Genomic DNA, 18,875 nt, shown 5'->3' with positions numbered 1-18,875 from the left:
CGTTAAAGAAAGCCTATAACTTCCTGCATGGCAGCGTGCCATGACGAAAGCGATAACGATGAAAAAGATATTGATACTGGGTGCAGGCGGACAGGTGGCGCAGTGGGTCATCCGCGCCTTTGCGAGCCGTAAAGACTTCGCCTTGACGCTGTTGCTGCGCAATCCCGGCAAGCTGCCAACGCCAGTCCCGGCCAACGGCAGCGTGCTGGCCGGTGACGTGCTGGACCAGGCTTTGCTGCGGCAAACGATGCCTGGTCACGACGTGGTCTACGCCAATCTGGTGGGCGACGACATGGAACACCAGGCCAACAGTATCATTGCCGCCATGCGGGCCTCGGGCGTCGAACGCCTGATTTTCGTCCTGTCGATGGGCATCTACGATGAAGTTCCCGGCAAATTCGGCGAGTGGAACCATTCCGCCGCGCCGCCGACGCCATCGAAGCGTCGGGCCTGGCATACACCATCGTGCGTCCAGCCTGGATGACGAACGAAGACGAAGTCGACTACGAACTGACGACACGCCACGCGCCATTCAAAGGCACCGTGGTCTCGCGCCGGAGCGCGGCAGACCTGATCGCCAGCATCATCGAAACGCCAGACCTGCACCGGCACGCCAACCTGGGCGTGAACAAACCGAACACGGACGGGGACAAGCCGTATTTCATGTAGCTTGTGAGCCACCAGCGACAGCGGCGCGCAAAGGGCCAAAATCGCATTTGCGATTGTATAAGTTGCAAAATGTGGGATTTGACAAATTCATCCATAACTTCGCATAATTTATATTATGTCAAATCACTAAAGCAGTGCAGAATAAAAGCGTTACATGAGCGCGTTCATTGATCGAACGCAAAGTCGTGCTTCGGCATCTCGACGGCATCGAAGTATACTAAGATGGTTGATGTTTCGCACTCGCGGAGGATACTTGCTTGACCGGGCACTTGAAATTTTCGTCGCTCACTGGATGCACCATGTACTTCCCCTGCCGAATCACGCCAATTGCAGCTCAGTTTGTAACGGACTAGATTTATCGTAGTCATATTTAAAAATCTATCCGACGATTTCTACTACAAAAAAATACCAAAGGAGACGCAATGCCAAAGCTCATTTTGTTGGAGGAAATTCCAATCGAACTAGGACGCGGAGTAGACTGGGCTACGGGTAATTTGAAAGGTACCGTTCTCACGGAGGTTGTCGAAGTGAGATATATAGATGGAGCCCAAGCAAAAAAAACGACATTTGATCTGGTTTTCGCCGAAAGTTCAGCTAAGTTACTTGAAACCAAAACGAGTGCCGCGAGAGCATCATTTGGCAATGGGATATTTTCTGCGTCAGGCAATGTCACACAATCGTTAATGAGAAATAGCTCAGCATACTCTGTTCGTATTTTTGTGGCAGTAGACGTACAGTTAGCAACGGAAGTGGTTGGAAAGGCGATTGCAGAGGATCCGGAAGTCGACGAAGTTACACCGCAAGAATTTGTATTGAAATATGGGACGCATTTCGTACAAGGTCGCCAGTTAGGCGCAACTTTAGTTGGCCTACTTGAAATTGAGACAACGTCGTACCATGAGCGCTTACAATTGATGGCGGAGTTAAGTGCAAGCGGGGTCATGGGCTATGGTCAAGGTGGAGGCGCAGCATCGCACAATGAAACGTTGGAGAAAATTCTCAGTGGAAAAACAGTAAAGATCAACTACCAACACGCCGGCGGAAACTTTAGTCCAGCGTCCGATGTATGGAAGGATTTTTTTAGCGCGGCAGACGCGTTTCCCACGACGGTTTCGTCAGAAAATGCATATGTTCGGGAAATTTGGCTAGAGGGCTATGAGTATGTCAAAGAAATATCGGGCGATCTTGGTCTCTCAGTGCGCAAGCTTGTCCGCGACCAAATTTTCAGGTTAGACACACTTGCGATAGCCTCCTCCCGATTTCTAGATGTTATTGCCGACATAAAAAATGTATTAGAGAACTCTGAACGTTTTACCACTAATGCAGTAGAGGAAGCTCGGGAGTTGCTTCCGCAGTTCGAAGAGTCCCATCGTCTACTTCTTAAAGAAGTTGGAGCCGTAGAAGATGATGTGAGATATGAACCATCAACTCCGTCAATTCCACTCTACTCCCGGCCGGTGGAAGTCACGCCGGCGCCTCCAGTCGAGCCACCAATAGGACTGCAGCCCAGGGTAATCATATACACTGGGCCATCCAGAACGGGCGAGCGTCATGAGATTTTCTCCGGGACATTACCTCCAGAGTTAAAAAACAGAATAAAATCTTTAGAAATACTTGGCAATTTTACAATAAATACTTGGTGGATATCTTTTCGTACCTATACAAATGGACCAGTAGACTTTCAAACATTTATAGCGCCATGCGTTGTCAACGTCATACCTGATGTTGGGAGCCTCCGCACGTATCGAACGGTTAATATAATGACTGGAAATGAAGAGGATATTCGGTTATCCGACTGGTTTTCCACTACCTCAGAATTGGTCATTGCCAAGAATCTCGATTCATCAAAGTTGCCGCCAACCTTTATAGGTTTAGGTTCGATGCTTATGTCATTAAACTTACAATGAGGCATAAGCGCGCTGGTGGCGCCACTGGCTCGCGAATCCGCGTAAGCACCCGACCGATCCACTTTCCTTCGCCGCTCAGGGCTGTGTAGAGTTAGCGAAAATCGATCTTGCTATTGGGGGCCGGTGCGGAGTTTTTCGAGGGTTTCGGTCAACCAGCGTGCGGGATCAAGTCCATTGAGTTTTGCTGCGGCGATCGGGCTTTGGATGGCGGCGGCGCGGCGGCCCGCCCGCTCTGAACCGACGAACAGCCAGTTCTTGCGGTCACGAACGGCCGGATCGCGTTCTCGGCGCGGTTGTTGTCGATTGGCAGGTCGCCGCGCTCCGTGTAGCGCGTCAGGCGCGGCTAGTAATCGTCCAGGTACGACAGCGCCGTGCCAAGCGCGCTTTTTGGCGTCACGCCTGGCAGCGCCTTGTCGAGCCAGGTCCGCAACGCCGCCAGCGCCGGCACGCTGTGGGTTTGCCGCGCCAGCAGGCGCGCGGCGTCGCCGACTTCAAACCTTAAAAAATATATTAAATGTAAATATGAATGGGAAAAATAAGAGAAATTTCCCGTCAATACGAAATGGTTTTGCACTCAATAGCGTCGAAACAACTGCTTAGGCGAGGAGCGAGCTCTCTGACGATACTATTATGTATCGAAATCACCACGTTTGGCACGTTCACAAATTCCATGACAACGGAATTCATCCTTAAAACACCGCTCATAAGCACGTAAACGCAAACAATACCTAGCCTGCTGGACAGCCCATTTCGGCACTCCAAGCATGCACATGAAATCGCCAAACATTCTAGTCCGATTAACCGCCCGCCAGTTTGTCCGCCTAGAGTTACGAACGATCCAGTACTGATTGCGGAATTCATCCTCGATTTGCTCCAGTATCTGCAGGGAATTATCATCAAAATTTACCATATTTACCATATCACGTCCCTCCTCCCGTCAATCAAAGTGGAGTAACTGTCAAAACGGATAATCGTCCACCACCTGTCGCAATCCGGGCGCAGTCGCCAGGCATACGACGCCGACATTGTTGTTGCACCAAGTCAGCAAGCCATCCATGCAATGACCTGATAGCGCCTGGAATGCGACTTGCGCAGCGCGCAGCATGTTTGTACAAGACGGCACCCGCCATACATCCACTTCAGGCACCACGATGCCCCTGGAGCGGAAGTAGCGTTTCTGGTCGAGCGCCCTGCACTGCGTTTCCTTGTCGCAATACTTTGTCGCGCTCATTGAAGAACAGGCTCTTGGCGCTTTGCATTTTCATGTGGCCGTCAAGTTCGCAGCGCAGCATGTTTTCTTTGTAGGTGACTGTGGAGTGTGGCCATGCGATCAGTACCGGCGGGAAGCCGCCCGCCCGATGCTGCCTAATTTTTTATACAACACATTGCGCAATATATTGTATTCTTAAGTCTCACCGAGGAGAAACATCAGAATGCGCTATCACTCATGTCTGCTTCAAGCGCTGTCGGCGCTGTCCGTCATTTGCGCATCGGGCGCTTTTGCCGAGGTGCCGGGCATCTCGCGAGATGAAAAAGGCGCGATCATCGCCTCCCTCAACAGCACCTTGAATACGAACTACGCGTTTCCGGACATCACACGAAAAATTGCGCCCTTGCTCCAGGAGCGGCTGAAAAAGGGAGATTATGACTCGGCGGCGACGAAGGCAGAGTTTGCGAGCAAGCTGACCGACGATCTCATTAAAGTCAGCGGCGACCTGCATTTCTTCGTGGGTACCGACGCAAAATGGATCGCGGAAGTCAAGGCGAAGGCCAACCCGGCGCTCAAGGCCAAGATACGAAAAGAAGAATTGAGCACGCTGGAAGAGAGCAATTTCGGTTTCGACGAGGTCGCTCGCCTGAAGGGCAATATCGGTTATATACGGTTCAGCTACTTTGCCGATCCCGAGCTTGCCTATGATACGGCCGCGTCCGTTATGCGCTTCGTCGGCAATACGGATGCCGTCATCATCGATTTGCGCTATAACAATGGCGGACATCTGGAAATGGCGCAATTCCTGGCCAGCTATTTCTTCTCCAGCGAGAAAGACCAGCTGCTCTTCGACTATTATTACAATGAGGATGGCAAGCGTATCCAGCGCGGACAATGGGTGCTGCCGGGCCTGCCGGGCAAGCGCATGGTGGACAAGCCCGTCTATATCCTGACCGGCTCCACGTCGTTTTCCTCCGCAGAATGGTTTTCCTATGCGATGAAGAAGCTCGGGCGGGCAACGCTGATCGGGGAGCGGACCGCCGGCGGTGCGCATCCGGTTGCGCGCAAGCCGCTCAACGACGATTTTTTCGTGCAAGTGCCGATCGGCCAGATCCAGGACCCCGTGGACCATGGCGATTTTGAAGGTGTCGGCGTGCAACCTGATATCCCTAGCCCCTCTATTCGCGCCCTTCCTCTGGCGCACAAGCTGGCGCTTGAACATCTGGCCAAGACCGATGACGCCAGGCGAACCGAACTTGCCTGGCTGCTCCCGAGCCTGACGGCAGCGATCGAGCGCCCGCACGTCGATGCCGCGGTGTTGGCGAAAGCGGCCGGAAAATATGAAGGCCGCCAGATTATCCTGGACAATGGCACGCTTTACTATCTCTGGCGCGAACGGTTCCGGGTTGCGCTTGAGCCGATCGGTCCCAACCTGTTTGCGGTGGAAGGCGTGTCGGATTTTCGATACCGCCTGACTACCTTGCGCGGAAAAGTGACGGAGCTGGAACGCGTGAACAAGGATGGCAGCATCCAGAGGTACAAGCGCCTTGACTAAAAAAACCCATCAACCGGCCCCGATCGATGACGCCGTATTTCTCGGCCGCGCTGTCGAACGGCTGAGCGTCCTGATCGCCGAGCAATCCAAGACTGTCTTCGATACGATGGGGATCGTCATCCCGGTTCGCTCGTGTTCGCTGATGACTGTCCTGGCAACGCTCGGCACGGCCTCCGCCGCGGATCTGGCGCGCGAACTCGGACATTCGCACCAGCTGGTCATGCAAAAGATACCAAAGCTGCTCCGCCTCGGCCTCATACGATATCGGAACGATGACAATGATGCCCGGCGACGACTATTGGTGCCCACGGATGAAGGCTTGTCGCAGCTTGCGAAATTCGAGCAGTGCACGGTGCTGATCCGGGCAGCCTATGCCGGCCTGTTTGCCGAGGTGGGGGATGTCAGGCAATTCGTGGACCGTGCCGCCGATGCGCTCAACGAGAAGCCGCTGGACAAGCGCATCCATTCCCCGGCGCGTTTGACCTGACGCACAAGCAGTTTTGTCTTCATTTTTTGCTGACTATCCCCATGCTTTCCATGATCCTGGCTGTATTATCCTTGCAGTCGATATCCTCGGGTTTTGCCTCGATCAGCTGAATCAGCGACAAAAGATGGGCCTTGTTCTGCGCCAGCCGCACTTCCAGCGACTCGATATCGGCGATCTTCTTCTTGAGCGCCACCATCAGCTCATCATGTTTCCATGATGAAATATCCTCCGGCAAGACCTGCCTGATTTCGTCCAGGGAAAAGCCCGCCTGCTGGGCGTCGGTGATGATGGACAGTACCGCCACCGCTTCCAGCGGATAGTCGCGGTAGCCGTTCGATTGCCGGTCCACGGCTTTCAGCAAGCCCTTGGCTTCATAGAAGCGTATCGTGGACGCCGCCAGGCCGCTGCGCTTGGCCAGTTCGCCGATTTTCATCTTTTTTCCTGCTCCCTTATTGTGGTGTGTTATTCCGCAGGGCCGTGAGCAGCGCTTGCGCCACTTCCTTGCTCGATCCGGGATTCTGGCCCGTGACGAGCCGGCCATCGGTCATGACGAAGCTGCCGAACGGGATGAAGCCTTTATCATATAGCGCTCCCCTGCCCTCGAGCTCGCTTTGCAGCAGATAGGGTACCTGATCCTTGATGCCGGCCAGCGATTCCTCCGTATTCGAAAACCCCGTCACGCGGCGCCCTTGTATCAGCGGCTTGCCGTTGTCGTCCTGCAGGTCGAGCAAGCCGGCGGCGCCATGGCAGACGGAAGAAACGATGCCGCCGTTGCGGTAGATCGCCTCGGCAATGCGCTTGAGGTCCTGGTTGCCCTTGAAATCCCACATCGTGCCATGGCCGCCCGTGTAGAAAATAGCCCGGTAGCCAGCAGGATCGATGTCGGCCGCCGCTCGTGTCGACGCCAAAGCCGCCATGAAAGCGCGATCTTTCAAGTGGTTTTTTGCGGCGGCATCGATATACAGCCATCCCAGGCTGCGTCCATCGAGCGGCACGGCGCCACCGTTCGGGCTGACGAAGTCGACGCCAAAGCCGGCGTCCTTCAGCGCGTCATACACGTGCGTCAGTTCCGTGAGCCAGAGCCCGGTATGGTCGTTTCTGCTCGGATACTGGGAATGATTGGTCATGACCACGAGTACCGTGCCCGGTTCCCGCTTTGGCGCCGCCGGTTCCGCAGCAACGATCTGCATGAACAGCAAGGGCATGAGCGCGAGGAAAAGCTGCTTGAAAACTGACATGGGATCGTCCTCCTGATGGTTGCGTGGCCTGCGCCATGTGATCCACTATAAGCTTAAAGCCAACTTGAATGTCAAGCGACAGATGGGCGGTGACAGGATTTTGTTGTCTCAGGCCGCTGCGTTTCTTCTAGCCCGTGTCGCGAACGGTACACAGGCAAAAAAAGTGCGTTTTAGAGCTTGACCTTCAAGTTAGCTTAAAGCTTATCGTGAGGTCATCGCAACCCTGGAGATAAGCATGAAGCCTTTTACCCCACTGACGCTGCCCAATGGAAGCGTCATTCCGAACCGCCTCGCCAAAGCCGCCATGGAAGAGAACATGGCTGACAACGATCACGCGCCCTCACAGGAGCTGATCCGCCTGTACCAGTCATGGGCCGACGGTGGCGTTGGCCTGATGATCACGGGAAATGTGATGATCGACCGCCGCGCCATGACGGGACCGGGCGGCGTGGTGCTCGATTCTGCGCAATTTGGCGCCCGCTTCGAGCAATGGTCGCGCACTGCCCGTTCACGCGGGGCGCAGATCTGGATGCAGATTAACCATCCCGGACGCCAGATGCCGGCCGCCATGGGACAGGAAACCATCGCGCCCTCGGCCGTGCCCATGGATATGGGCAACTTCTCGAAGCAGTTTTCCGCGCCGCGTGCAATGACGGAAGCCGACATTGCCGACGTGAAGCAGCGCTTCGTCAACAGCGCCAAGCTGGCGGAACAGTTCGGCTTTACGGGCGTGCAAATCCATGCGGCGCACGGCTACCTGCTCAGCCAGTTCCTCTCCCCTATTACAAATAAACGCACGGACCGCTGGGGCGGCTCGCTCGAGAACCGGGCGCGGCTGCTGGTGGACGTCGTCAACGGGGTGCGGCAAGCCGTCGGCAAAGGCTTTGCCGTCGCCGTGAAGCTCAACTCGGCGGATTTCCAGAAAGGCGGCTTCAGCTCGGAGGACGCCAGGCAGGTGGTTTCCATGCTCAACAGCCTGGGCGTGGATCTGATCGAATTGTCCGGCGGCAGTTACGAAGCCCCTGCCATGCATGGCCAGACCCGCGACGGCCGCACCTTGGCCCGCGAAGCGTATTTCCTGGAGTTTGCCAAGGACATCGCCACCGTCGCCACGATGCCCATCATGGTGACGGGCGGCATACGCCGCTACCCGGTGGTCGAGCAGGTGCTGGGCAGCGGCATTGCCATGGCCGGCATGGGAACGGCGCTGGCCATCAACCCGCACTTGCCGAAAGCATGGCGTGCCGATCAATCGGCCAGCCCCTTGCTCAGGGCCATTACCTGGAAAAACAAGGTGCTGTCGTCGATCGGCTACATGGCGATGGTCAAGTATCAGCTGCGGCGCCTGAGCCAGGGCAAGCCAACGCGGCCCAATGTGGCACCGGCCCTGGCGCTGGCGATGCAGCAATGGGAAACCGCCATCAGGAACCGGCAGTATCGCCGCCGGATGAATAGCGGCGTGTGAATTGAATTTTTTAAATCCAACATACAAGGTGCAAGCAATGAACATGAAAATTGCCGCGGCGGTATCCGCATTGGTATTGAGTATTGCCGCAGCCCCGTCGCGGGCCGACAGTCCTGTTGACAACAAGCCGGTCATCATCAATATCGCCGGCCATGACGTGCCGGTGGCGGCAGGCGGCCTGTACGACCGTTTTCGCTCGAATCCGCCCTTGTCGGTGATCGCGGCGGAAGCGCCGGAGCTCGACCTGAGCTGGTTCAAGGGAATCAAAAAAGAGAAAGTCGCCATCGGCTTTGACTCGTATTCACCGAATTTTTATTATAAAAACAGCAAAATCACGGCCGTCTTTACGGCCGACTTGGCAAGGCTGAAGGAACTGATGCCGGAAGACATACTGAAGCAGGTGCAGCCATTGCAAGTATGGCCGGGCCGGGGCGCAGTGGCGTTGACGGCCTACGCGTATGAATACTGCGACAACGACAGCTACAATGAAATTTCCCTGGCGATCGTGACCAACAAGCCCGGCAGTGCCAGTTTCGGCCCTTTCACCTTGCTGGGCCAATCGCTGTCGAGCGATTTCTGGGGCTATGTGCTCAAGCTACCCGTGAACACGGAACTGGCCAGGGTGCGCGGCGTCGTAGGCTACAACCTGCCCAAGTGGCTGACCGGCATCGAGCGCAAGGAAACGGACGCCGCCGTCTCCTTTGAAGTCATGGACAGCGCAACGGGCAAGCTCGATTTTGTCTTCGCGGGGAAAAAACTGGACGGCCTGTCGCACCAGGCCGAGCTGGTGACGAACAGCTTCACCAACCAGGATGGCGCCGGCCAGCTCACTTATGGCTATGCCGTTTCGCGCCAGCTCAGCCATGCAACGAGCACGAACGCGGAAGCGCTCGGCCTGACACTGGGCGACGGCAGCTTCTCCAGCTATCTCAAGTCATTGAAGCTGGGGAAGATGATGAAATATGAATATGTGCCGGAATTTCAAAATGCGCTGTATGCGCCGAAACCCTTATTAATAGACAATTAATAAGCTACTTGCCCGGCGTCTCGTGTTCCATGGCCGCCGCGGCAAGGGCGCGCGTATCGAGCGGCATGGATTCCTTGCGCTCGCTGTAGCGGCTGGTCAGGTAATCCGAGCGGTCGCGCACGACCAGGGTGAATTTATACAATTCTTCCATGACGTCGACCAGGCGGTCGTAGTACGGCGACGGTTTCATGCGGTCGTTGTCGTCGAACTCCTGGTAAGCCTTGGCGACGGACGACTGGTTCGGGATCGTCACCATGCGCATCCAGCGGCCCAGCACGCGCAAGCCGTTGACGGCGTTGAACGATTGCGAGCCGCCCGACACCTGCATCACCGCCAGGGTGCGCCCCTGCGTGGGACGCACGCTGCCCATTTCCAGCGGCAGCCAATCGATCTGCGACTTGAACACGCCCGTCACGGCGCCATGGCGTTCCGGGCTGCACCAGACCTGGCCTTCCGACCACAGCGACAAGGCGCGCAGCTCTTGCACCTTGGGATGGTCGGGGCTGACGCTGTCAACCATGGGCAAGCCATGCGGGTCGAAGACCCGTGTCTCGGCGCCGAAATGCTGGAGCAGCCGCTCCGCCTCCAGGGTCAGCAAGCGGCTGAATGAACGTTCACGCAGCGAACCGTACAGCAGCAGGATGCGGGGCGGATGCGTGGCCACCGCCGGCGGCGCCAGTTTATCGAGGGTCGGCGTATCGAGGTGGGCTGCGCTGATGTTGGGCAAGTCATGCATGGTGGTTTCCTTGTTTAATAATTCCATGATAGTCGAATTATGGAATTGATGGAAGCCTGTTTTATAGCAGAACGGATTCCCCTCTCCCCGTATAAGTTGATGTATATCAATCATTTTTTGTATCGTGTGCAGCAGAATATGATCATGCGCAAGTCGCTATCCAATAGACGATGGTCCGCGTCTGCGCCCCGCACTACTCCGTACCCACTTCAAAGGAATACCATGATCCCCACTACCATGAAAGCCGCCGTTGTCGAGCAACTGGGCCAGCCGCTGGTGCTGCGCGACGTACCCGTGCCTGTGCCCGGTCCCGGCCAGATCCTCGTCAAGACGGAAGCCTGCGGCGTCTGCCACACGGACTTGCATGCGGCGCGCGGCGACTGGCCCGTCAAGCCGTCGCCGCCATTCATTCCCGGCCACGAAGGCATCGGCGTGGTGGTGGAGTTGGGCACGGGCGTGACCGAGGTGCGGCTGGGCGACCGGGTCGGCGTGCCCTGGCTCTATTCCGCTTGCGGCCATTGCGAACATTGCCTGGCAGCCTGGGAAACCGTGTGCGCCGAGGCGCAGTTCGGCGGCTACACGAAGAATGGCGGCTTTGCCGAATACATCCTGGCCGACCCGCGCTACGTCGCGCATATTCCGGCCGGTCTTTCCGCCGTGCAGGCGGCGCCCATCATCTGCGCGGGCGTAACGAGCTACAAGGGCATCAAGGAAACGGGCGCGCGGCCGGGCCAGTGGCTGGCCGTGTCCGGCATCGGCGGACTGGGCCACCTGGCCATCGAATATGCGGTGGCGATGGGCTTGCGCGTGGCGGCCGTTGACATCGATGAAGGCAAGCTCGAGCACGCGCGCGCCCTCGGCGCCGAAGTGACGATCAATGCGCGCCAGGGCGACCCCGTGGCAGCCTTGCGCGAAGCGACGGGCGGCGGCGCCCACGGCGTACTCATCACGGCGCCGTCGATCGATGCCTTCCAGCAAGGCGTGGCGATGACGCGCAAGCGCGGCACCTGCGTATTGGTGGGCTTGCCGCCGGGCGACTTCCCTACGCCGCTGTTCGACGTCGTCGCCAACTGCGTAACGATACGCGGCTCGTTTGTCGGCACGCGCCAGGACATGGCCGAGGCGTTGGCGTTTGCCGCCACCGGCAAGGTCACGGCCGGCATCGAATTGCAGCCGCTGTCGGCCATCAACGAAGTCTTCAGCCGCATGGAGCATGGCAAGGTCGCCTCGCGCGTGGTGCTCGATTTCAGCAGCAGCTGAGCGCGATGCCGCCGCGCGGCCGGTGTGTCCTATGGTGCGACGGCAAGCAATTGCCGTTGTTATGATGGCATTTCATAAAAGACACAACAAGGACACCGCGATGAAAAAAACCCTTTCCAGCCTGCTGGCCTGCGCCGCCCTCGCCTGGCCGCTTGCCGCCGGCGCGGCCGAGCAGGCTCCATCCGCGCTGCCCGGGCATTATTACCTGCAAGGCGTCATGGAAACGGGTTCCGAGCTGCTGCTGAAAAAGGACGGCACCTTCGAATGGGTGCTCAGCTACGGCAATACCGACCAGCAAGCCAGCGGCGAATGGCGCGTTGCCGGCGACACGGTGACCCTGGTGACGGGCAACGGCGGCAAGGAGCCGCAGTTCCGCGTGTTCGAGGAAGCGGAAATGCGCATCCAGAAGCCGGCCGAAGCGGGCCTGTGGGTGGCCATCGTCGGCTTCCCCAAAGTGGGGCCGATGGCCGGTGTGGAGGTAAAATTCGAGGCGCAAAGCGGCAAGACGGCCACGGCGGTGAGCGTGGCGAACGGCGACGCCATCGTCCGCATGCCGGCGTCGGAACGCTGGGTGCGCGCCGGCTTGCGCCGCCAGGGTTCAACAGCCGACTATCAATGGCTGGCCGTGCCGGCGGCGCGCGCGCAGGAACGCATCGCCGCGTTCGCCGTCACCGACGCGCAGTGGCTGCGGGGCCAGGCATTCCAGAAGCTGGCCTTGCGCGTCGTCGACGGCGGCCTGAAAGTCGACGATGCGGACAATGGCCTGTCCAGGGGCTTGTACGCCAAACCGGCATCGAAGCAGTAGCCCTCAATCTACCTCATTCCATTGCACAAATGCCTTGCACCTGGCCGGCAATATCGGCCAGGGCAGCGCTGTTTTGCGCCCACGCACGCCCGTGCGCCGTTGACACCCTGCGCCGTCTGTCCTATAGTCGCCGGGTTAACGACAAATGAGAATGAGAATCATGTTCACTTCTATCAAGAGATGGCTGGTCTGCTATCCGCTCGTGGCTGCCAGCCTCAGCCTGTTACTGGCCGGAGGCGCGCAGGCGCAAGCGGCCGATCCTGGCGCCGGCGCCAAGCAATTGTGGCAATTGATTGACTACGTTGCCGTCGACTACAGCGGCGCCGTCGAGCACGGCAAGGTGGTCAGCGAGGCGGAATACGCGGAGATGCTCAACTTTACCGACAACGCGACGACGCAGATCGCCGCCCTACCCGCCCACGCGTCACAGGCGGCCATCGCCGCCGCCATCGCCGACCTGCGCAAAGCCGTCGTGGCCAAGGCCGATGGCGTGGAAGTCAAGCGCCTGGCGCACCACGCGAACGGCTTGCTGATTGCCGCCTACCCGATCCCCGTGGCGCCGAAAGTGCTGCCGAACCTGGCGCGCGGCGCGGCCCTGTATGCGGCCCAGTGCGCTTCTTGCCACGGCGTGGCCGGCGGCGGCGATGGTCCGCTGGCGGCAAGCCTGGAACCGAAACCGATCGCCTTCACGGATGGCGAGCGGGCACAGTCGCGCAGCCTGATGGCCCTGTACCAGGTCATTTCGCAGGGCGTGGCGGGCACCTCGATGGCCAGTTTCGGCCAGTTGTCCGAAAACGAGCGCTGGGACCTGGCATTCTATATTGGCGGCATGTCGCACGATGCGGCGGCAAGCGCGCGCGGCGAAAAACTGTGGCAGGACGATCCGCGCAGCAAAAAACTGTACGCGGACCTGGCCGCCGTGACGACCGTGACACAGGAAGCGGCGGCCGCCAAGCTGGGCGCGGACGAGGCGCAAGCCTTGACGGCATACCTGCGCAGCCATCCTGACAAGGCCGAGGCGCACAAGCCGGCGGGCCTGGCCCTGTCGCGTATGCGCCTGGAAGAAAGCCTGGCCGCCATGCATGCGGGCGACCGCGCGGCCGCCACGCGCCTGGGCCTGTCCGCCTACCTGGACGGTTTCGAGCCGATCGAGCCGATGGTGGGCGCGCGCAACAAATCCCTGCTGCTGGCCGTGGAAAACGCCATGCTGGCCTACCGCTCCGCCGTTGCCAAGGGCACGGTGGCCGACGCCGAGGCGGCCGGTGACAAGCTGCAGCAACTGTTTACCCACGTGGAAGCGGAACTGGGCGACGCCAAGGCAGACCCGATGACGACCTTTATCGGCGCCCTGACGATCCTGCTGCGCGAAGGCGTGGAAGCGCTGCTGATCGTGATCGGCATCATCGCTTTCCTGCGCAAGGCCAAGCGCAACGACGTGCTGCCTTACGTGCATGCGGGCTGGGCCAGCGCCCTGGTGGCGGGCGGCCTGACGTGGGTGGCGGCGACGTATTTGGTGACCATCAGCGGCGCCAGCCGGGAAGTGAGCGAGGGGCTCGGTTCCGTGTTCGCGGCCCTGGTCCTGCTCAGCGTGGGCTTGTGGATGCACCAGAAGAGCAGCGCCGGGCGCTGGCAGGAATATTTGCACGAGAAACTCACGGCGGCGATGACGCGGCGCTCGGCCTGGGGCCTGTTCGCCCTGGCCTTCATCGCCGTCTACCGCGAAGTGTTTGAAACCGTGCTGTTCTATTCCGCCCTGGCGGCGGACGGCAACGGCGGCGCCCTGCTGGGCGGCTTCCTGGTGGCCATCGTGCTGCTGGTCGTCATCGCCTGGGCCTTGCTGCGCACCAGCGCCCGCATGCCGATTGGCAAGTTCTTCTCGTGGACGTCCGCTTTCGTGGCCGTGCTGGCCGTGATTTTGATGGGCAAAGGCGTGGCCGCGCTGCAGGAAGCAGGCTGGGTCGGCGTCACCCCCGTCGATTTCATGCGCATCGACTTGCTGGGCATCCTGCCGACGGCGGAAACCCTGCTGGCGCAGGCGGCCATCGTGGCCATCATCATCGCCGGCTATGGCTGGAACCGCGTCTCCGCAGGCAAGCGCAAGCTGGCCTGACCTTGCAATAGCCGGCATGGGCAAGCCGCCCGTGCCGGCACTTCCGCACTTTTCCCCCATTCACCTGTTGCCATGCCGCTCAAGGAGCGGCATCGCGCGCATCCACGTAGGCCCAGGCTTGCAGGCCCGACGCCAGGGTCACGCGCTCGCGCCGGTAGTCGGCCACCTCGTAACCATCCGCCTGCCGCAATTCCTCCAGCGAGACGGCCAGTACGGCGCCCGGCACGCTATCCGTCGGTTCGCCGCGCGAGGCGATCGGATGATGCGTCTTGCCGCTGGTCGCCACCACCTGCGCATCGTCAATGGCCAGCAGCGCCAGGCGGTAGCCGGGTAACTGGTCGGGCCGGCTGTCGAGCAGACGCCCGAAGGTGGCCAGTTGCACCCCGGGCTGCTGCAAGGTGCCGTAGGAAAACAGGTGTTCCGTCGCTGCCGCTGGAATAGTTGCCATTTGAATAGTTGCCATCTGTTTCTCCTGGTCGCATGTCGATAGCATGCATCGTAACGCCTTTTGCCGGCACAAGCCCTGCACGGTTTTGAAAACTGCGATATGATGACCATCATGCAGAACTCATCCAACAAATCATCTGACAAGAAACCTTCGGCGCAAAGCCGCAAGGAAGCCACCCACGAACGCATCGTCGAGGTGGCCACGCGCGCCATCCGCCGCAGCGGCTATGCGGGCACGGGCGTGGCCGACATCATGAAGGAAGCGGGCCTGACGCACGGCGGCTTCTATGCGCACTTCGCCTCGCGCGACGCGCTGCTGGCCGAAGCGGGCGACCGCGCGGGCGCCGAAGCGGTGGCGCTGGCGGCCAGGGTGGCGGCCGCCGCCCCGCCCGGCCAGGCGCTGCAGGCCATGCTGGCCGCCTACTTGTCGCCCGAACACATCGCCGCCATCGAGGTGGGCTGCCCCGTCTCGGCGCTGGGCTCGGAAATGCCGCGCCAGGCGCCCGAGGTGCGGCGCGCCGCCACCATCCACATCAAGGAAATGATCGACCTGTTCGCGCGCCAGCTGTCGAACTGGGGCCAGCCCGAAGCGCACGCGCAAGCGATGGCGACGGTGTGCGCCATGATCGGCACCACCATCCTGGCGCGCGCCGTCGACGAACCGGCGCTGTCGGACGCCCTGTGCGCGGCCACCCTGGCGCAGTTCCAGGACACAAACCAGCCGTAACACCCATGGCCCGGGTGCGTCCCGGGCTTTTTTTCAAAAAACAATATGACGATCATCATATTCAACACTATCAACCACTGAAGGACTGCCATGAACAATAACAAGATTGCCCTGGTCACCGGCGCCTCGTCCGGCATCGGCGCGGCCACGGCCCAACGCCTGGCGCAAGCGGGCTACACGGTCTACGGCACCAGCCGCCGCGGCGCGCAAGCCGATGCGGTCGGCTACACGATGCTGGCGCTCGACGTCACCAGCGACGCGTCCGTCGCTGCCGCCGTGGCCGAGCTGATGCGGCGCGAAGGCCGCATCGACCTGCTCGTCAATAACGCCGGTTTCGGCGTGGCCCCGGCGGGCGCCGAGGAAAGCAGCGTGGCGCAGGCGCAAGCCATCTTCGACACGAATTTTTACGGCGTCGTGCGCATGACCCTGGCCGTGCTGCCGCACATGCGGGCCCAGGGCGGCGGGCGCATCCTCAACATCGGTTCCGTCGTCGGCTTTTTGCCCATGCCCTACGGCGCGCTGTATTCGGCCACCAAGCATGCGATCGAGGGCTACACGGAATCGCTCGACCATGAAGTGCGCGGCTGGGGCATCCGCGCCAGCGTCATCGAACCGGCCTATACGAAAACCACGTTCGAAGCCAATCTGCTGGCGCCCGATACGCCGCTGTCCGCCTACCGGCAAGTCAGCGCGGCCGTCACAAGCCGGCTGCAAACGCTGATGGCCGGCGCCGATGACCCTGGCGTCGTGGCCGACACCGTCCTGGCGGCGGCCCAGGCAAGCCAGCCGAAATTGCGCTACACGGCCGGGCCGCTGGCGGCGCGCTTGCGCCTGATGCGCCGTTTCCTGCCCGCCGCACTGATGGACGCCGGCTTGCGCAAGGACTTGCGCCTGGCCTGAACCCCAGCATTTTTTCCCGCATTCAGAGAGAACATCATGCAAGCATTGCAACTTAAAAAATACGGCGGCCTCGATCACGTGGCGTTTGCGGAACTGCCCCGTCCCACGCCCGGCCGCGGCGAACTGCTGGTGCGGGTGCACGCCGTGGGCCTCAATCCCATCGATAACCTGATTCCCAAGGGCGACTTCAAGCCGATATTAAAACTGCGCTTGCCGGCCACCCTGGGCAGCGACCTGGCCGGCGTGGTCGTGGAAGTCGGCAGCGGGGTCACGCGCTTCAAGGTCGGCGACGCCGTGTATGCGAGCATTTTCGACACGCCGCACGGCAGCCTGGCCGAATTTGCCGTCGTGCCGGAACAGGCGGCCGCCCTGAAACCGGCCAGCCTCGATTTCGTGCAGGCGGCGTCGATCCCCATGGTGGGCTTGACGGCGTGGCAAGCCATGCACGAGCGCATGCAGCTGCGGCCGGGTCAGAAAGTGTTCATCCCGGCCGGTTCCGGCGGCATCGGCACGTTCGCCATCCAGCTGGCCAGGTACCTGGGCGCCCGCGTGGGCACGACCACCAGCACGGCGAACGTGGAACTGGTGCGCAGCCTGGGGGCCGATGAGGTGGTCGACTATAAACAACAGCCGTTCGAGGACGTGCTGCGCGATTACGACGCCGTGCTGGGCACGGTGCGCGGCGACGGGCTGGAAAAAGCCTTGCGCATCGTCAAACCCGGCAGCCGCGTCGTCTCGCTGGTCGGCCCGCCGGACGCCGCTTTCGCCCGCGCGCGCGGCATGCACGCGGTGCTGAAACTGGTGTTCGGTTTGCTCAGCCGCAAGATCATGGGCCTGGCACGGCGGCGCGGCGCCAGCTATGCCTTCCACTTCGTGCGTCCCGACGGCGGCCAGCTGGCGCAGATCGCCGCCCTGCTTGAGGCGGGCACCATCCGCCCCGTCATCGACCAGGTGTTTCCTTTTCTTCAAGCCAAACAGGCGCTGGCCTACCTGGCGCAGGGACGCGCACGGGGCAAGGTGGTAGTACAGCTGACCGTGCCTTGAACGAGCTGCGCCGCAACGGCTTCGGGCGCCGTGACTATGTGTGAGTTTTTTGTTGGCAATTTCCTCCATACTCGTTGTCAACCCCATGCCTATTGATACCGGTCAACCTCCATAAAGGTAGCTCATGCGCTTTTCCCCGGAATGCTGCTGGCTCGCTATCGCTCTCGTGGCCGGCATAGCCCATGCCGCCGAACCGGGCGTCACCGATACGCACATCCGGCTGGGCATGGTCAATGCGCAAACGGGGGCGGCCTCGGGGCTGGGACGGGCCATGCTCGATGGCGCGACGGCCGTGTTCCAGGAAGCGAACCGCAGCGGCGGCATCCACGGCCGCAGCATCGAGCTGGTGGTGGCCGACGATGGTTACGATCCGGACCGCGCCATCAGCGAAACGCTCAGGCTGGTCGAGGAAAAACAGGTATTCGCCCTGTTCGGCAACGTGGGCACGCCCACCACCAACGCCGTCATACCGATTGTGCAGGAAATGAAGGTGCCGCTGGTGGGCGCGTTTACGGGCGCGATGACCTTGCGCCGCCCCGTGGTGCATGAAATCATCAACTTTCGCGCCAGTTACGACGATGAGTCCGATGCCCTGGTGCAGTACTTCGCCAGCCGGGGCATCAAGCGCTTTGGCGTGCTGTACCAGGACGACGGTTTCGGCAATGCCGTGCTCGACGGCACCGTGCGCGCGCTGCAGCGGCGCGGCATGGAACTCGTTGCCAAGGGATCGTTCCAGCGCGGCACGACGGCCGTCAAGGCGGGCCTGGCGGCCCTGATCGGCCACGACCTGCAAGCGGTGATCATGGCCGGCCCCTACACGCCCGTGGCCGCATTCGTGCGCGAGGCGGGCCAGGCCGGGCTGAAGGCGGCCTTGGCCACGGTATCGTTTGTCGGTACCGACAGCCTGCTCCAGCTGCTGGGCACGGAAGGCAACAACATTGTGATTTCGCAAGTGGTGCCCCTGCCGGAAGACCGCCAGTTGCCGATCGCCGCCGACTGCGCCGCCCTGCTGGCCCGGCACGTGCCGGCGGCCAGGCTGTCTTTCGTCAGTTTCGAAGGCTGCATCTCGGCCACCCTGATGGTGGCGGCGCTGCGCCGCACGGGCGCCGACCTCACGCGCGAGCGCCTGATCCAGAGTTTCGAAACGTTCGACCGGCTCGATCTGGGCGGCTTGCTGGTAACGCTGCGGCCGGACAATCACCAGGCGTCGACGGCCGTTTTCCTGACCCGCATCGCCGACGGCAGGATCGTTCCGGCGGATATGGCGCCTGGCGCGAAGTGATGCGCG

The 18,875-nt window shown here is 60.5% G+C and carries 17 protein-coding genes and 2 pseudogenes; 13 read left to right on the top strand and 6 right to left on the bottom strand.

Annotation, left to right across the window (positions count from 1 at the left end; all coding sequences use genetic code 11):
• Positions 1-40 precede the first annotated feature (40 nt).
• Positions 41-669: pseudogene (locus AC1RBA_RS03850) on the top strand (NAD(P)H-binding protein).
• Between the two features lie 422 nt (positions 670-1,091).
• The gene (locus AC1RBA_RS03845; RefSeq protein WP_492416693.1) at positions 1,092-2,576 is read left to right on the top strand and encodes a hypothetical protein; all 1,485 of its coding nucleotides are present in this window, start codon (positions 1,092-1,094) and stop codon (positions 2,574-2,576) included.
• A gap of 148 nt (positions 2,577-2,724) precedes the next feature.
• Here AC1RBA_RS03845 and AC1RBA_RS03840 read toward each other — a convergent pair.
• Positions 2,725-3,150, bottom strand: a pseudogene (locus tag AC1RBA_RS03840) (IS66 family transposase).
• 384 nt (positions 3,151-3,534) lie between these two features.
• Positions 3,535-3,807 carry a hypothetical protein gene (locus AC1RBA_RS03835; protein ID WP_492416691.1) on the bottom strand — a complete coding sequence of 91 codons (273 nt, stop codon included), beginning with the start codon at positions 3,805-3,807 and terminating at the stop codon, positions 3,535-3,537.
• A 202-nt stretch (positions 3,808-4,009) separates the two neighbouring features.
• Between AC1RBA_RS03835 and AC1RBA_RS03830 the strand changes: the two genes are divergently transcribed.
• Together AC1RBA_RS03830 and AC1RBA_RS03825 are read left to right on the top strand one after the other, a co-directional pair.
• Complete coding sequence (locus tag AC1RBA_RS03830) at positions 4,010-5,341, top strand: S41 family peptidase (RefSeq protein ID WP_492416689.1); 1,332 nt, start codon at positions 4,010-4,012, stop codon at positions 5,339-5,341.
• Positions 5,334-5,828, top strand: coding sequence for a MarR family winged helix-turn-helix transcriptional regulator (locus AC1RBA_RS03825; protein ID WP_492416687.1), 495 nt, complete (start codon positions 5,334-5,336; stop codon positions 5,826-5,828). Before AC1RBA_RS03830 ends, AC1RBA_RS03825 begins: the two co-directional genes overlap by 8 nt.
• A 19-nt stretch (positions 5,829-5,847) precedes the next feature.
• Here the strand turns inward: AC1RBA_RS03825 and AC1RBA_RS03820 are convergent, their stop codons facing one another.
• Positions 5,848-6,261 carry a MerR family transcriptional regulator gene (locus tag AC1RBA_RS03820; RefSeq protein WP_492416685.1) on the bottom strand — a complete coding sequence of 138 codons (414 nt, stop codon included), beginning with the start codon at positions 6,259-6,261 and terminating at the stop codon, positions 5,848-5,850.
• Positions 6,262-6,277: 16 nt separating this feature from the next.
• Positions 6,278-7,066: a type 1 glutamine amidotransferase domain-containing protein gene (locus AC1RBA_RS03815; protein WP_492416683.1), complete on the bottom strand. Its 789-nt coding sequence runs from the start codon at positions 7,064-7,066 to the stop codon at positions 6,278-6,280.
• 235 nt (positions 7,067-7,301) lie between these two features.
• Between AC1RBA_RS03815 and AC1RBA_RS03810 the strand changes: the two genes are divergently transcribed.
• Together AC1RBA_RS03810 and AC1RBA_RS03805 are read left to right on the top strand one after the other, a co-directional pair.
• Positions 7,302-8,531 (top strand): NADH:flavin oxidoreductase/NADH oxidase family protein, encoded by a 1,230-nt coding sequence (locus AC1RBA_RS03810; protein ID WP_492416681.1) that lies wholly within the window; start codon positions 7,302-7,304, stop codon positions 8,529-8,531.
• Between the two features lie 43 nt (positions 8,532-8,574).
• The gene (locus AC1RBA_RS03805) at positions 8,575-9,558 is read left to right on the top strand and encodes an acetoacetate decarboxylase (ADC) (RefSeq protein ID WP_492416679.1); all 984 of its coding nucleotides are present in this window, start codon (positions 8,575-8,577) and stop codon (positions 9,556-9,558) included.
• A gap of 4 nt (positions 9,559-9,562) precedes the next feature.
• Here AC1RBA_RS03805 and arsH read toward each other — a convergent pair whose 3' ends face one another.
• On the bottom strand, positions 9,563-10,294 hold the full coding sequence (arsH, locus tag AC1RBA_RS03800) for an arsenical resistance protein ArsH (protein ID WP_070310723.1): 732 nt from the start codon (positions 10,292-10,294) through the stop codon (positions 9,563-9,565).
• 222 nt (positions 10,295-10,516) lie between these two features.
• On the opposite strand from arsH, the gene AC1RBA_RS03795 reads away from it, so the two are divergent.
• From AC1RBA_RS03795 to AC1RBA_RS03785, 3 genes are all read left to right on the top strand, one after another.
• Positions 10,517-11,554 (top strand): zinc-dependent alcohol dehydrogenase, encoded by a 1,038-nt coding sequence (locus tag AC1RBA_RS03795; protein ID WP_492416677.1) that lies wholly within the window; start codon positions 10,517-10,519, stop codon positions 11,552-11,554.
• 100 nt (positions 11,555-11,654) lie between these two features.
• Complete coding sequence (locus AC1RBA_RS03790; RefSeq protein ID WP_492416676.1) at positions 11,655-12,359, top strand: hypothetical protein; 705 nt, start codon at positions 11,655-11,657, stop codon at positions 12,357-12,359.
• 160 nt (positions 12,360-12,519) lie between these two features.
• Positions 12,520-14,469, top strand: a complete 1,950-nt coding sequence (locus tag AC1RBA_RS03785; protein ID WP_492416675.1) for an FTR1 family protein — start codon at positions 12,520-12,522, stop codon at positions 14,467-14,469.
• A 79-nt stretch (positions 14,470-14,548) separates the two neighbouring features.
• Here the strand turns inward: AC1RBA_RS03785 and AC1RBA_RS03780 are convergent, their stop codons facing one another.
• Positions 14,549-14,932 carry a gamma-glutamylcyclotransferase family protein gene (locus AC1RBA_RS03780; protein WP_492416673.1) on the bottom strand — a complete coding sequence of 128 codons (384 nt, stop codon included), beginning with the start codon at positions 14,930-14,932 and terminating at the stop codon, positions 14,549-14,551.
• An 84-nt stretch (positions 14,933-15,016) separates the two neighbouring features.
• Between AC1RBA_RS03780 and AC1RBA_RS03775 the strand changes: the two genes are divergently transcribed.
• From AC1RBA_RS03775 to AC1RBA_RS03760, 4 genes are all read left to right on the top strand, one after another.
• The gene (locus AC1RBA_RS03775) at positions 15,017-15,643 is read left to right on the top strand and encodes a TetR/AcrR family transcriptional regulator (protein WP_492416671.1); all 627 of its coding nucleotides are present in this window, start codon (positions 15,017-15,019) and stop codon (positions 15,641-15,643) included.
• A 90-nt stretch (positions 15,644-15,733) separates the two neighbouring features.
• Positions 15,734-16,543: an oxidoreductase gene (locus AC1RBA_RS03770; protein WP_492416669.1), complete on the top strand. Its 810-nt coding sequence runs from the start codon at positions 15,734-15,736 to the stop codon at positions 16,541-16,543.
• A gap of 36 nt (positions 16,544-16,579) precedes the next feature.
• The gene (locus AC1RBA_RS03765; RefSeq protein ID WP_492416667.1) at positions 16,580-17,587 is read left to right on the top strand and encodes an NADP-dependent oxidoreductase; all 1,008 of its coding nucleotides are present in this window, start codon (positions 16,580-16,582) and stop codon (positions 17,585-17,587) included.
• Positions 17,588-17,711: 124 nt separating this feature from the next.
• A complete protein-coding gene (locus AC1RBA_RS03760; protein WP_492416665.1) occupies positions 17,712-18,869 on the top strand; it encodes an ABC transporter substrate-binding protein in 1,158 nt (385 codons plus the stop codon).
• Positions 18,870-18,875: the final 6 nt, after the last annotated feature.

It is taken from the genome of Janthinobacterium sp. GW823-FHT03B06, assembly GCF_058796955.1.
This window is presented reverse-complemented; position numbering and strand designations above follow the sequence as displayed.

What these genes read in the sequence shown, in the direction of transcription:
- AC1RBA_RS03780 (WP_492416673.1), bottom strand. Translation starts at nt 14,932, where the DNA reads ATGGCAACTATTCAAATGGCAACTATTCCAGCGGCAGCGACGGAACAC.
- AC1RBA_RS03785 (WP_492416675.1), top strand. Translation starts at nt 12,520, where the DNA reads ATGTTCACTTCTATCAAGAGATGGCTGGTCTGCTATCCGCTCGTGGCT.
- AC1RBA_RS03835 (WP_492416691.1), bottom strand. Translation starts at nt 3,807, where the DNA reads ATGAGCGCGACAAAGTATTGCGACAAGGAAACGCAGTGCAGGGCGCTC.
- AC1RBA_RS03810 (WP_492416681.1), top strand. Translation starts at nt 7,302, where the DNA reads ATGAAGCCTTTTACCCCACTGACGCTGCCCAATGGAAGCGTCATTCCG.
- AC1RBA_RS03845 (WP_492416693.1), top strand. Translation starts at nt 1,092, where the DNA reads ATGCCAAAGCTCATTTTGTTGGAGGAAATTCCAATCGAACTAGGACGC.
- AC1RBA_RS03805 (WP_492416679.1), top strand. Translation starts at nt 8,575, where the DNA reads ATGAAAATTGCCGCGGCGGTATCCGCATTGGTATTGAGTATTGCCGCA.
- AC1RBA_RS03820 (WP_492416685.1), bottom strand. Translation starts at nt 6,261, where the DNA reads ATGAAAATCGGCGAACTGGCCAAGCGCAGCGGCCTGGCGGCGTCCACG.
- arsH (WP_070310723.1), bottom strand. Translation starts at nt 10,294, where the DNA reads ATGCATGACTTGCCCAACATCAGCGCAGCCCACCTCGATACGCCGACC.
- AC1RBA_RS03790 (WP_492416676.1), top strand. Translation starts at nt 11,655, where the DNA reads ATGAAAAAAACCCTTTCCAGCCTGCTGGCCTGCGCCGCCCTCGCCTGG.
- AC1RBA_RS03770 (WP_492416669.1), top strand. Translation starts at nt 15,734, where the DNA reads ATGAACAATAACAAGATTGCCCTGGTCACCGGCGCCTCGTCCGGCATC.
- AC1RBA_RS03775 (WP_492416671.1), top strand. Translation starts at nt 15,017, where the DNA reads ATGATGACCATCATGCAGAACTCATCCAACAAATCATCTGACAAGAAA.
- AC1RBA_RS03795 (WP_492416677.1), top strand. Translation starts at nt 10,517, where the DNA reads ATGATCCCCACTACCATGAAAGCCGCCGTTGTCGAGCAACTGGGCCAG.
- AC1RBA_RS03765 (WP_492416667.1), top strand. Translation starts at nt 16,580, where the DNA reads ATGCAAGCATTGCAACTTAAAAAATACGGCGGCCTCGATCACGTGGCG.
- AC1RBA_RS03815 (WP_492416683.1), bottom strand. Translation starts at nt 7,066, where the DNA reads ATGTCAGTTTTCAAGCAGCTTTTCCTCGCGCTCATGCCCTTGCTGTTC.
- AC1RBA_RS03760 (WP_492416665.1), top strand. Translation starts at nt 17,712, where the DNA reads ATGCGCTTTTCCCCGGAATGCTGCTGGCTCGCTATCGCTCTCGTGGCC.
- AC1RBA_RS03830 (WP_492416689.1), top strand. Translation starts at nt 4,010, where the DNA reads ATGCGCTATCACTCATGTCTGCTTCAAGCGCTGTCGGCGCTGTCCGTC.